The following is a 13287-nucleotide window of genomic DNA, read 5'->3' as shown; positions in this document are numbered from 1 at the left end:
AAGGCCTATGCCAACCATAAAAAAGGTATAGGCTATTAGTCACAATGCATTAATGCTACATAATTGTTATGCTTTTATATTAGCGCCAGGGAAATAAAATCTTCGGATGATAAAGAATAGTTTTAGTCTGGGCGTTATTTTATGGATGTTTTATTTTAAATTATTAAACCGATTTCTCTTGTTGACGTAGGGTTATTTGCTAAGCAACGGGCTGGCTTGTTGCGGCCGCTCGTTGTCTATATCTGAATTAATAAGGAGAAACGTATGAATAAGAAAAGTTCGTCAATGGTTAACATGCCCGCACCGCGTGAGCCGATTAACCAGAAAATCGATACCAATAACGCATTGGTGTTAAATCATAACGCCATATATGAACAACGATTAGCGGAGATCACGCAATCTAATACCTGTGACAAGGCCATTGTCACCGTAAATCCCTACGGGACCGCCCCGTTGAGTCTCTATCTGGGGGTTTGGATCGATGAAGCTGCCGCGCTTGAGATCAATGTTGTTGATAGCGAAGCGACGACAGAGGCAGTGCGTTATCAATATGATGTACATCCGGGCGCTAACCTTATTCCTGTGTGTGGGATGGTATCCGCGGTGAATAATCAGATTACCCTACGCCTTGCCTCGCAAATTGTCGGGCAATATACAGTAATGACAGACGCATTACCGCCCACGGATTCGGCTAACGTGAGCCTCGGTTTCCCTATTATTAGCGTCTCCTGTCCTGCGCAGCAGGCCTCGCTGATGGAGGAAGGGCTTTATTTCTCCACTTATTTTGATCGGTATAATCTGGCTTTTGATCATAACGGGATTGTCCGGTGGTATGTAAGTCAGGAAATCCCTTCTTATAATTTTGTCAGAATGGATAACGGCCATTTCCTGGCTACGTCACAGGGAATAAACCATTGTCTGAATATGTATGAATTTGACATTATGGGACGGGTTTATACGGTTTATCTTCTCGACAATGAGTTCCATCACTCCATTCTTCCCATTGAGAACAATCTGGCGATTGCGCCTTCAGAATATAGCAATGGACGGCCAGATGGTTACTCAACCGGGAAAGATGGCGTTTCTATTATTAACTTATCTACCGGACTTGAAGTCGCCTATTACGATATGCTGTATGTGATGGATTATTCCAGATCGCCGCGTCCTTCCGGAAGCGCGCCAGGTCAGGATGTATCAATGGATGACTGGCTGCATATCAACCAAAGCTATATTAATGAACCCAACAATTTGCTGATCTGTTCCGGTCGACATCAGAGCGCGATTTTTGGCGTAAATGTGGATTCCGGCGAACTGCGCTTTATTATGGCGAACCATGAGGATTGGTCTGACGAATTCAGGCAATACTTATTAACCCCTGTCGATGATGATGGTGTCCCGCTGTACGATCTTACCTCGCCGGGAGGGATTGATGCGGCAGATAAGAATTTCTGGACCTGGGGGCAGCATAACATTGTTGAAATTCCAAACGATGAGCCTGGTATCCTGGAGTTTATGGTCTTTGATAATGGTAACTATCGTTCACGCGAAGATGCGAAAAGTCTGTTGCCGCTCGATAACTTCAGCCGGGTGGTGCAGTTTAAAATAAACCTAAACACGATGACCGTAACGCGTCCGTATGAATATGGTAAAACGGAAGTCGGGAACCGGGGCTATAGCAGTTTTGTGAGCGCTAAGCATTTATTGACTAATGGTCACCTGGTTATTCACTTCGGCGCGACGACGGTTGATGAGTTTGAACATACCATTACCGCGCAACCAGGTTCCAGCGATCTTGTCGATCCGGATGAAGGGCAACAGGCGTTAGGCCGACTGGTATTACAAGAAATCAATAAAGAGACGAAAGAGGTTTTATTCGAAGCGATGGTGACGTCGGGCTATTTCAAGAACGAAGAGACGAATGGCACGAATTATCGTTATGATATTTCTGCATTTCGGGTATACAAAATGCCGCTGTTTGCATAACTAAGTATGTTATGCGGCCGGTTATCGACCGCATAACATTATGGCTTATTTGCTAATATCATCCACGCGCATGGTGTGGTCAGGTTGAATATTGTTAACCTGCTTCATATAGTTAACCAACGCTGGTGCGGTTTGTATCCCTATATATTTGATATTTTTACCTTTAGTGAAGGTAAATCCGCCACCACCTTTACCGATAAAGGAATCCAGCGCGACGGTATAGAGTTTATTGTCTTCTACCGGTTTGCCTTTGATATCAAATTCAACAATACGCTGGCCCAGCGGTTTGGTGCTGTCATATTTAAACTGGACGGTTTTCGATACGTGCAGCATACCGTTTTTCAGATCGGCAGCGTGTGACATGATGGATTTCAGGTCCTTACCGCTGATTTCCATGCTCATGACATCGTTGGTGAACGGATACATACTCAGCACATCACCATAGGTGATATTACCTTTAGGCAATTCGGTACGGATGCCGCCAGCATTATAGAAGGATGCGTCGGCGCCAGGAACGGTAGCCATCAGGGCATCGGTGATTAAGTTGCCGGTTGGCGCGGATTCACCGTAAGAACGGGTCAGCACTTCCGGAGAGTGCGCGACCACCTCATCGGTAATTTTCTTAACCTTGTTATCCCATTCGTCAATTTTGGCCTGCGTGACCGGATCTGGCTTATAAGTATCCGCATACATGGTGATCAACTTACCATTGTAGCTGTCCACTTTTTTGGTTTCCGGGTTCCAGTCAAGCACCAGTTTACCTAATTCGATGGTGTACGCATCCGTGGAAACGACAAGAGTATCGCCCACTTTAATCGGTTCTGGCGTACCTTTATGCGCATGGCCGGTAATCAGGACGTTAAGTCCATAGCCTTCCAGCGATTTCGCCATATCAACGTCGGTTTTCAGTGCGCGTGCGACATCAGCCTCGCCCGCGCTGGACTGCATACCCGGCACGCCTTCGTGGGCGAGCAGCACGGTCAGGTCAACTTTCCCTTTTAACTCTTCCAGCTGTTTTTTCACATAAGGAATCGGATCGCGGCAGTCAACGCCTTCACGCACGCCTGCGGCAATCGCTTCATAGAATGCGGAAACGCCGTGCATACCGATGACGCCGATCTTGAATCCATCTTTTTCCACGATGGTATACGGTTCTTTAATTAATGGCGTATCTGTGCCGCTGTAAAAAACATTATCCAACAATACCGGGAATTGCAATTTGCTGAGCTGTTTAACCAGATTCTCATGGCCATGGTCAAATTCATGGTTACCGACAGAGACGGCGTCGTAAGGCATGGTATTTAAAATATCAATAATAGCCTCGCCTTTGGTCAGCGTACTGATAAAAGGTCCGGTGAAATAGTCGCCAGCATCAAAGAAAAAGACATCTTTCTCTTTCGCTTTTGCATCTTTGACAATTTTCGAGATGGGCGCAAAGCCCCCTACCGGACGTGTCTTGGATACATAGGGGATAATTTCTGGGGTCACATGGGCATGTAAATCGTTTGTATAATAAATTGTGATGTCACGCGCATCGGCTGAAAAGGAAATGGCTGAAGACAAACCAATGCACAGCGACAGTAGGGATATCGAAAACTTTTTGTTCATATAAACCATCCATTTACGCTACATTAAAGAAAAACAATGTCTGTAGTCGTGTCATTCACGACTACAAACCGGGGAAATTAAGTAATATTCATCAAGTTTATTAATTATTAAAACTCGAAGCCGATCAGGTAATTCATACGGTCGCCGTAGCCGTCATACCCCAATTTATTATTGAAGTAACGGTAAGAGACGGAGGCGGTCCATCGCGGCATAAATTTCCATGTAAACGTCACCGCGCCGTTCAGGCCGGTCGTCCCACCCTGTTGTTCGGCGTAGGCATCATTACGATCCATTTCAACTTCGTTCCAGTTTGAAATGACGAACTTTTCATTAAACATATCGAAGTTATAAGCCGCGACCCAACCGAGAACATAACCGTTAAAGCCTGTCGCCTGTCCATACTTTTTAGAGGTATAATCGTTCGATAAGTTATGAACAGCGAAATAGGGCTTAATAAAGCCTGATGGGCTGGTTAAACCCAGATAACCTACCCCGTACATCATGTTTAATTCATCACCGAATTTATTCTCCATCGACATATAGAGTTTCATCATTGCGGTAAAGTTAGAGCCTTCTACCACCCTATAATGTCCCAGAAATTGGGTAACATGGTTACGGCCTTCTACCGGATGGTTGAGCACGTTCATTTCATAAAATGATGCAAATTCGCCCCTGTCAAACACGGCGCCGAAATCGGCTACCGCTTTCCACACTTCGCCGCGATCGACATTGACAAAGCCTTTATTCCAGTCGCCATATCCGAAGCTAAGTTTACCGTATACGCGTTTCAACTCCGCTGCCTGGCCATTAAAGCAAGAGAAAAGAACACATGCGGCGAGTAGACTATTAATATATTTCTTATTTTTCATGCTCAACTCCATGAGGTAAAAACACAGTGAAATGTTGTGTAAAGAAGCGAATTCTAAGGAGTGTATTTTTATACGTAGGTGATAGATGTCTCAAAAATATCAGCGACATATAATCGTCAAATATTCGTGTCAGATAATGTTGTTTATTACGCAATAACTATTTGATTTATAGTTTATGTCTCTGTTGTAAAAGTCACACCGGATAGCATGAAATTAATGAAACTTCGAATGGGAATAATCTCTCGCAAAGACAACTTACTGCCAGTAAATGAGGGTGTTACCGTTGAAACAGCAACATATATTGACATCACAATAGCGGTTCTGGCATATGGGCCATATTTGAGATCTGCATCACTCGTTCTCGATTTCTTTTTTTATAGACTGCTTCAGGCGTGTTTTCTTTAGCACGAAATATATTTATGGTATTAATATTATAATGAGTGTGAATAATTTTCTACGATAAAACGATGTTAATGGAAGAAATATAAGACAAATCGAATATATATAGTGCAATTAATTCAGGCTGTATTCCGCAGCCGGGTCTATCGGCAAATATATCGTAATCAGACCGTGCGATAACTCAAAGGAGTTGAAATGAAAAGAACAGTCGTTGCCAGTATGATAGGGTTGGCGCTATGCGCTGGAAGCGTATTATCAACCGCGCAAGCGGCAACCGCAAAGCGCCCTAACTTAGTCATTATTCTGGCGGATGATTTAGGGTATGGCGATCTCGCCACCTACGGGCACCGCATCGTTAAAACACCTAACATAGACAAACTGGCGCAGGAGGGGGTGAAGTTTACCGACTATTATGCGCCAGCGCCTCTGTGTTCTCCTTCCCGCGCGGGCCTGTTAACCGGTCGTATGCCGTTCCGTACCGGAATCCGTTCCTGGATACCGGAAGGCAAAGATGTTGCGCTGGGGCGTAATGAACTGACTATCGCCAATCTGCTAAAACAGCAGGGCTACGATACGGCGATGATGGGGAAATTACACCTGAATGCGGGCGGCGATCGCACCGATCAGCCGCAGGCGAAAGACATGGGCTTTGACTATACGTTGGTTAATCCGGCGGGATTTGTCACCGATGCTACGCTGGACAACGCCAAGGAGCGCCCGCGCTATGGCGTGGTGCATCCTACGGGGTGGATTCGTAATGGCCAACATATTGGCCGCGCAGATAAGATGAGCGGCGAGTTTGTGAGCTCTGAAGTGGTGAACTGGCTGGATAATAAAAAAGACGATAATCCGTTCTTCTTATATGTCGCCTTTACCGAAGTCCATAGCCCGCTGGCGTCGCCGAAAAAATACCTTGATATGTATTCGCAGTACATGACCGACTACCAGAAGCAGCATCCGGATCTGTTCTACGGCGACTGGGCAGACAAACCGTGGCGCGGCACCGGCGAATATTACGCCAATATCAGCTACATGGATGAGCAGGTCGGTAAAGTGCTGGATAAAATTAAGGCGATGGGCGAGGAAGATAACACCATCGTCATCTTTACCAGCGACAACGGCCCTGTCACGCGTGAAGCGCGTAAGGTATACGAGCTGAACCTGGCCGGGGAAACCGACGGTCTGCGCGGGCGTAAAGACAACCTGTGGGAAGGCGGCATTCGCGTACCGGCAATCATCAAATACGGCAAGCACATTCCACAGGGGATGGTAACGGACACGCCGGTATATGGTCTTGACTGGTTGCCGACGCTGGCCAACATGATGGACTTTAAACTTCCGACAGATCGTACCTACGACGGTCAGTCTTTAGTTCCGCTCCTGAAGGACAAGACTTTAAAACGCCAGAAACCGCTGATCTTCGGTATCGATATGCCGTTCCAGGATGATCCGACGGATGAGTGGGCGATCCGCGACGGCGACTGGAAGATGATCATCGATCGCCAGAATAAACCTAAATATCTCTATAACCTGAAAACCGATCGTTTCGAGACGCTCAATCAAATTGGTAAACAGCCGCAGATTGAGAAACAGCTTTACGGTAAGTTCCTGAAGTATAAAAAGGATATTGATAACGATTCGCTGATGAAAGCCCGTGGCGATAAGCCGACGCCTGTCACCTGGGGCTAATGGAATAATTATAAAAAATTAAGTATGCCACTTAGGGCGATGCCCACCTGATCCGGTCACTCTGTGCCGGATCAGGTTCTTTTATTTCAGGGAAGGTAATGATGTTTGGGAAAAGTTGTCAGGTCATGGTTAAACCAACCGGATCGGTGTGTAACCTTGACTGTAAGTACTGTTTTTATCTGGAGAAAGAAAAGCTCTATCCGGATCGAAAAAACCATTACAAAATGTCGGAAGAGACCCTCGAACTCTTCATCAGGCAGCAGATTGCCGCACAGGATATTGATGAGGTCATTTTTGCGTGGCAGGGTGGGGAACCCACATTAATGGGCATCCCGTTTTATCGTAAAGCCGTTGAATTTCAGCAGCGCTATTGTGGCGGCAAAACCATCGTCAATACCTTCCAGACTAACGGCATCCTGATCAACGACGACTGGGCGACCTTCTTCCGGGAGCATGATTTTCTGGTTGGCGTCTCTATTGATGGCGATGCCGCGTTACACGATGAATGGCGAGTGACGCGCTCCGGAAAGCCGACGCATGAAAAAGTAGAAAATGCGGTGCGTTGTCTGGCGCAGCACGACGTGGAATTTAATACCCTCACGGTGGTTAACCGTACCAATATGCACCATCCTGTTCAGGTCTATCGCTACCTGAAAAGCATTGGTAGCCGCTATATGCAATTTATCCCTTTAGTTGAACGATGCGGGGAAAATGGGCTGGCGCAGCCGCAGGATAAACATATCGCGATGACGCCGTGGTCGGTCGATAGCCTGCAATTTGGTCAGTTTCTGAATGCGGTATTTGATGTCTGGATCCGTGAGGATATCGGCGATATCGGCATCCAGCTATTTGAACAGACGCTGGCGGCCTGGTGCGGCCTGCCGCCGCAGGTTTGCGTTTTTGCTCCCACCTGCGGCAGCGCGTTTGCGATGGAAATGAACGGCGATGTTTATAACTGCGATCACTTCGTATATCCGCAATTTAAACTGGGCAATATCCACCAGAAGACGCTGCGTCAAATGAATCAGGGCGAACAAAATCGCCAGTTCGGCAGCGATAAACAGCATTCAATGGCGCAGGAGTGCCATCGCTGTCAATGGAAGTTCGCCTGCTATGGCGGCTGTCCGAAACATCGTTTTTTACCCTCCGCGTCAGGCGCAACCAATCATAACTATCTGTGTGCAGGTTATCAGGCTTTTTTCTCGCATACCGCGACGGCGATGAGTGCCATGCGAACCCTGTATGAAAAAGGCATCTCACCTGCAGAAATAAAGTCAATATTTGTTTGAAGGTAGTATTCGCAGGGAGTGAATATGTTTTCTCACATTAATGTCGATGCTTGCAAGACGCCAGGCTGCAAAAATCTGGGGATTCTGGGGAGTCCAGACTATCTACCGCAAGGGAAAAATGTTCTCTGTCGAGCGTGCGGTTTTTTGTTCCCCATTATCTCAGCCAGATCGCTTAATCTTTTTCGCCAGGCGGCGAATCAACCCTGGAAAGGTCTGGTGAAGTCCTGTCCGCATTGTGGCGGGACGTCGCTGAAAAAATATGGATTTTCCACTAAAGGTGAACGGCGTATGTATTGCCGCCAGTGTAATAAAACGTTCATCTCCTATACCGCTATCAGAAGCGACGCCAGACAAGAGAACCTTGCCACGTTGATTGGCGAAGGAGCGTCGCTAGTTGAAATACGCGCGGCGCTGGCGATAGACAGCACGGGTTTTAGCCGCGAATTACAAAAACTGTCCCGTCGCGCTAATCAAGCGGAACGCGATTTTGTGTTTCCCGCGTTTGACATCGCTATGAGCACGCGGGCGTTTCGTGTGAAATTTAACGGCGGCGACAGCAGCTTATACGTGTTGGTGACGGCGGAAGAAGAGAGCGGTAAGGTCGTCGCGATCTCAACGAATTACTCCGCCCAACCGGTGGAAGCGGATTATCAATATCATTCTGATTACGAAGAACGACTCCCGTCCGGCACGCTGGCGCATCTGGTGCAGCGAAAAGAGGCGATGACCATGCGCCGTAATGTATTATTTGATGTGGATTACGGCCCCGCCATTTTATATAAAAACGATCCGGGGATGTTAGTAAAACCCGTATTACCTGCTTATCGACATTTTGAGTTGGTTCAGGCGTTGACGGATGAGCGCTCCCTGAATGTCCAGCATTATCTCGATCACGAATGCTTCATTCTGGGCGGCTGTATGATGGCGAATTTTAGCTATCTTCGTCAGGGTCGCTGCCATATTTCGTTTGTGCGTGAAAGAGGCGTTACGCCGCCCAAACGCGATCTCCCTCCGCGGTTGTTTTTGAGCGGCGGAATTCGCAACAACGTCTGGCGTACATTTTCCACACGGGATTATGCGATGGCAGTATGCAATCTCACAGGAAATAAAAAGGTGAGTTTGTTACGCCATGCGACGTTAAATAGCGCGACGGCGTTTATTCGCTATGTTCACAACCATCCCTTCCTGCCGCATCTTAACCGGATGTCTCCTGGCAATGTTGTTGCCGTACTGGATTACCTAAAATTTGAATATAACGCTTCACGTAACTGAATTGCTAAAATAAAAAGTGTGATGAGGTGTTGTTGCGGTATTTTATTCGGACGGCTTAAAAATCCAGAGTATTAATTTTCGTGGTCCCCATGAGGGGCGATGAGATTAATACACTGGAGATTTATCATGAATACGTTAACTGCAACGTCTGTTGTCCTTCCTGCGCCGCGTCCGGCGATTAATCAGGGTATCGATATCAATAATGAAATGGTGCTTAACCATACTGCTATTTATGAAAATTGCCTTGCGCAGGTCACGCAAGAGAATACGGTAGAAAATGCGCTGATGTTGTTAGACCCTTACGGCACGGCGCCTTTAAGCGCTTATGCTGGCGTCTGGAGTCTGGAACCGGCTGAGATCATAGTCACGGTCCAGGATGCGGCAAAAACGGCGATGCCGGTAGAACATCTTTACACCCTTACGCCAGGCGCAAATCTGTTGCCGGTTCTGGGGCTGGTAGCGGATACTGAAAACCGTATTGTCTTTTCTCAGGCAGATACGCCGCTTGCCGTCTATACGCTCATCACACAGCCATTACCGCCGGTAGATTCCGCGGAAGTCGTATTAGGTTTTCCGATTATCAACGTGACGCAACCTGCTACCGATGCGGACAAGATGGCGCCAGGGTTTTATTTTATTACGCATTTCGATCGCTATAATTACGCATTAGATCAGAATGGTCTGGTGCGCTGGTACGTTACTCAGGATTATCCGTCTTATAATTTTGTTCGAATTGATAATGGCCATTTCCTCACCACTTCAGAAGCGAAAAATACCTATCTGGATATGTATGAGTTCGACATGATGGGGCGTCTTCACACATTCTATAATCTCGATAATCAATTTCACCATTCTATCTGGCCGTGGGATAGCAATACCATTGTTGCGCCCTCTGAATATACCTCGGGTCGGCCCGACGATTTGAAAACCAATGAAGACGGCGTATCGGTTGTCGATCTGACTACCGGGCTGGAGACCGCTTACTACGATATGGCGAAAGTGTTGGATACGACGCGGGTTTCCCGTCCTTCAGGTACGGCGCCGGGAGAAGACCCGACGGTTAAAGACTGGCTGCACATAAACCAGAGCTACGTGAATGAGACGAATCAGTTGTTAATTGCGTCCGGGCGTCATCAGAGCGCGGTGTTTGGCGTCGATCTGCAAACGCAAGCGTTACGCTTTATTTTGTCAACGCATGAAGACTGGGACGACGCTTATCAGCCTTATCTTTTAACCCCGGTCGACAGTGACGGTGTGGCGCTTTACGACTTTAGCAAACAGGAGGATATCGACGCGGCCGACCGTGACTTTTGGACGTGGGGCCAGCATAACGTCGTTGAAATCGCCAATAATACGCCGGGTATAGTGGAGTTTATGGTATTTGATAACGGTAACTACCGTTCGCGTGATGACAGCAAAAGTCTGTTACCGCCGGATAACTACAGCCGCATTGTCCATTTCGTGGTGAATATGAATGAGATGACCGTTATGCGGCCATTTGAATACGGCAAGGAGCTGGGCGCGCGTGGCTACAGTAGCTGCGTTAGCGCGAAAGCGATCCAGCAGAATGGCAATATTGTGGTGCATTTTGCCGACTGCACGTTTGATGAAAATGGCCGCGCCATCTCTTGCCAGCCTGGCGAGAGCGATATTATCGATCCGCAGGCGGGCAGCGAGGCGATGGGGCTGCTAATTTTACAGGAGATTGCGCCTACGGAGAAAACTGTGCTTTTTGAAGCGACCATGACGTCAGGTTACTACAAAAACGCGGAAACGAACGGGGAAGGCTATCGCTACGATATTACCAGTTTCCGGGTGTATAAAATGGATCTGTACGCGTAGCGGTCTATCATCAATGACTGACTGCACTAAAAAAGTCCGGCGTAAGTCGGACTTCATTTCGTAAAAAACGAGCTATTCATCATATATAATCTAATTTTAACGATGAGTCAGGCGAGGTAAGATAGTAGATTCGAAGAATTCACCTGATTGAGAGAATAAAAAGTGAAACATCTGCACCGATTTTTTAGCAGCGATGCCTCTGGGGGCATCATTCTCATCATCGCCGCTGCGCTGGCTATGCTGATGGCCAATATGGGCGCGACCAGTGGATGGTATCATGATTTTCTGGAGACGCCGGTTCAGCTACGGGTTGGGGCGCTTGAAATCAACAAAAACATGCTGCTGTGGATCAACGATGCGCTGATGGCCGTGTTTTTCCTGTTGATTGGCCTGGAAGTTAAGCGCGAACTGATGCAAGGCTCGTTAGCCAGTCTGCGCCAGGCTGCTTTTCCGGTGATTGCCGCCATCGGCGGGATGATTGTACCGGCATTGCTCTATCTGGCCTTTAATTACTCCGATCCGGTCACTCGCGAGGGCTGGGCTATTCCTGCCGCGACGGATATCGCCTTTGCGCTGGGCGTGCTGGCGCTGTTGGGCAGCCGGGTTCCGCTGGCGCTGAAAATATTCCTGATGGCGCTGGCGATCATCGATGATCTCGGCGCCATCGTTATTATCGCACTGTTTTATACCAGCGATCTTTCTATCGTCTCGCTGGGCGTGGCGGCGTTCGCGATTGCCGTGCTGGCGCTGCTGAACCTGTGCGGCGTCAGACGGACAGGGGTATATATTCTGGTCGGGGCAGTGCTGTGGACGGCGGTACTGAAGTCCGGCGTTCACGCGACGCTGGCAGGCGTCATTGTCGGTTTCTTTATTCCGCTGAAAGAAAAACACGGTCGCTCGCCGGCCAAGCGTCTGGAGCATGTTCTGCACCCGTGGGTCGCGTACCTGATCCTGCCGCTCTTCGCTTTTGCGAATGCCGGTGTTTCTCTTCAGGGCGTCACGATTGACGGTCTGACCTCCATGCTGCCGTTGGGAATTATTGCCGGTCTGCTGATTGGTAAGCCGCTGGGGATTAGCCTGTTTTGCTGGCTGGCGCTGCGTTTCAAGCTGGCGCATCTGCCGCAGGGGACCACTTATCAGCAAATCATGGCGGTCGGCATTTTGTGTGGCATTGGCTTTACGATGTCCATCTTTATCGCCAGCCTGGCATTTGGCAATGTCGATCCGGAACTTATTAACTGGGCGAAATTGGGCATTTTGATTGGTTCATTGCTCTCCGCAGTGGTGGGGTATAGCTGGTTGCGCGCGCGTTTGAACGCGCCGGCATAATCAGTACGAAGGAAAGGGGGAGCGATGTATCGCTCCCTTGCGACATTGAACAGGGAGAGGAATGAGCATGTCTCATATTAACTACAACCATCTTTATTACTTCTGGCATGTCTATAAAGAAGGTTCTGTCGTGGGTGCCGCAGAGGCGCTTTTTCTGACGCCGCAAACCATTACTGGTCAAATTAAAGCCCTGGAAGAGCGTTTACAGGGGAAGCTATTTAAACGTAAGGGACGCGGTCTTGAGCCCAGCGAACTGGGCGAGCTGGTTTTTCGCTATGCGGACAAAATGTTTACGCTAAGCCAGGAGATGCTGGATATCGTCAATTACCGCAAAGAATCAAACCTGTTGTTTGATGTCGGCGTCGCCGATGCTTTATCCAAGCGTCTGGTCAGCAGCGTTCTGGATGCGGCGGTGGTGGTGGACGAACCCATACATCTGCGTTGCTTCGAGTCCACGCACGAAATGTTGCTCGAACAGCTCAGCCAGCACAAGCTGGATATGATTATCTCCGACTGCCCGATAGATTCCACGCAGCAGGAGGGGCTATTCTCAGTCAAAATCGGCGAATGTAGCGTCAGTTTCTGGTGTACGAATCCACTTCCCGAAAAAGCGTTCCCTGCCTGCCTGGAAGAGCGACGTTTGCTGGTGCCGGGACGGCGCTCGATGCTGGGGCGTAAATTGTTGAACTGGTTTAATTCGCAGGGGTTGCAGGTTGAGATCCTCGGCGAATTTGATGACGCGGCCTTAATGAAGGCGTTTGGCGCGACGCACGATGCGATTTTTGTGGCGCCGAGCCTTTATTCGCTGGATTTTTATGCCGATGAGTCGGTAATAGAGATTGGGCGCGTGGAGAATGTCATGGAAGAATATCATGCGATTTTTGCCGAGAGAATGATCCAGCATCCGGCGGTGCAGCGTATTTGCAATGCGGACTACTCGGCATTGTTTAAGCTACAGTAGACGTACCTACCGTAATACTTCCGGCTGCGGAACTAGCCCGCAGCCG

At 48.3% G+C, this 13287-nt stretch carries 9 protein-coding genes; 7 read left to right on the top strand and 2 right to left on the bottom strand.

What is annotated here, in order from left to right:
* Nucleotides 1-264: 264 nt before the first annotated feature.
* On the top strand, nucleotides 265-1983 hold the full coding sequence (locus tag ACLJR2_RS01125; protein WP_001036509.1) for an aryl-sulfate sulfotransferase: 1719 nt from the start codon (nucleotides 265-267) through the stop codon (nucleotides 1981-1983).
* A 45-nt stretch (nucleotides 1984-2028) separates the two neighbouring features.
* Here the strand turns inward: ACLJR2_RS01125 and ACLJR2_RS01120 are convergent, their stop codons facing one another.
* Together ACLJR2_RS01120 and ACLJR2_RS01115 are read right to left on the bottom strand one after the other, a co-directional pair.
* Nucleotides 2029-3600 (bottom strand): bifunctional metallophosphatase/5'-nucleotidase, encoded by a 1572-nt coding sequence (locus ACLJR2_RS01120; RefSeq protein WP_000262866.1) that lies wholly within the window; start codon nucleotides 3598-3600, stop codon nucleotides 2029-2031.
* A gap of 98 nt (nucleotides 3601-3698) precedes the next feature.
* Nucleotides 3699-4460 carry an outer membrane protein OmpK gene (locus tag ACLJR2_RS01115; RefSeq protein WP_000791534.1) on the bottom strand — a complete coding sequence of 254 codons (762 nt, stop codon included), beginning with the start codon at nucleotides 4458-4460 and terminating at the stop codon, nucleotides 3699-3701.
* Between the two features lie 594 nt (nucleotides 4461-5054).
* Between ACLJR2_RS01115 and ACLJR2_RS01110 the strand changes: the two genes are divergently transcribed.
* The 6 genes from ACLJR2_RS01110 to nhaR all read left to right on the top strand — a co-directional run bounded on the left by ACLJR2_RS01110 (nucleotide 5055) and on the right by nhaR (nucleotide 13241).
* A complete protein-coding gene (locus ACLJR2_RS01110; protein ID WP_000831886.1) occupies nucleotides 5055-6548 on the top strand; it encodes a sulfatase in 1494 nt (497 codons plus the stop codon).
* 98 nt (nucleotides 6549-6646) lie between these two features.
* Nucleotides 6647-7837, top strand: a complete 1191-nt coding sequence (locus ACLJR2_RS01105; protein WP_000971150.1) for an anaerobic sulfatase maturase — start codon at nucleotides 6647-6649, stop codon at nucleotides 7835-7837.
* An 18-nt stretch (nucleotides 7838-7855) separates the two neighbouring features.
* Nucleotides 7856-9109: a hypothetical protein gene (locus tag ACLJR2_RS01100; protein WP_001055834.1), complete on the top strand. Its 1254-nt coding sequence runs from the start codon at nucleotides 7856-7858 to the stop codon at nucleotides 9107-9109.
* A gap of 126 nt (nucleotides 9110-9235) precedes the next feature.
* Nucleotides 9236-10951: an aryl-sulfate sulfotransferase gene (locus tag ACLJR2_RS01095; RefSeq protein WP_001094797.1), complete on the top strand. Its 1716-nt coding sequence runs from the start codon at nucleotides 9236-9238 to the stop codon at nucleotides 10949-10951.
* A gap of 162 nt (nucleotides 10952-11113) precedes the next feature.
* Nucleotides 11114-12280: a Na+/H+ antiporter NhaA gene (gene nhaA, locus ACLJR2_RS01090; protein WP_000681340.1), complete on the top strand. Its 1167-nt coding sequence runs from the start codon at nucleotides 11114-11116 to the stop codon at nucleotides 12278-12280.
* Between the two features lie 61 nt (nucleotides 12281-12341).
* A complete protein-coding gene (gene nhaR, locus ACLJR2_RS01085) occupies nucleotides 12342-13241 on the top strand; it encodes a transcriptional activator NhaR (RefSeq protein ID WP_000062872.1) in 900 nt (299 codons plus the stop codon).
* The last annotated feature ends 46 nt before the right edge of the window (nucleotides 13242-13287 follow it).

The sequence above is a fragment of the Salmonella sp. SAL03688 genome (genome assembly GCF_046551895.1).
Taxonomy (GTDB): Bacteria; Pseudomonadota; Gammaproteobacteria; order Enterobacterales; family Enterobacteriaceae; genus Salmonella; species Salmonella enterica.
Note: the sequence above shows the minus strand (reverse complement) of the source record. Positions and strands in the feature narration are given on the sequence as shown.

What these genes read in the sequence shown, in the direction of transcription:
- ACLJR2_RS01125 (WP_001036509.1), top strand. Translation starts at nt 265, where the DNA reads ATGAATAAGAAAAGTTCGTCAATGGTTAACATGCCCGCACCGCGTGAG.
- ACLJR2_RS01120 (WP_000262866.1), bottom strand. Translation starts at nt 3,600, where the DNA reads ATGGTTTATATGAACAAAAAGTTTTCGATATCCCTACTGTCGCTGTGC.
- ACLJR2_RS01115 (WP_000791534.1), bottom strand. Translation starts at nt 4,460, where the DNA reads ATGAAAAATAAGAAATATATTAATAGTCTACTCGCCGCATGTGTTCTT.
- ACLJR2_RS01110 (WP_000831886.1), top strand. Translation starts at nt 5,055, where the DNA reads ATGAAAAGAACAGTCGTTGCCAGTATGATAGGGTTGGCGCTATGCGCT.
- ACLJR2_RS01105 (WP_000971150.1), top strand. Translation starts at nt 6,647, where the DNA reads ATGATGTTTGGGAAAAGTTGTCAGGTCATGGTTAAACCAACCGGATCG.
- ACLJR2_RS01095 (WP_001094797.1), top strand. Translation starts at nt 9,236, where the DNA reads ATGAATACGTTAACTGCAACGTCTGTTGTCCTTCCTGCGCCGCGTCCG.
- nhaR (WP_000062872.1), top strand. Translation starts at nt 12,342, where the DNA reads ATGAGCATGTCTCATATTAACTACAACCATCTTTATTACTTCTGGCAT.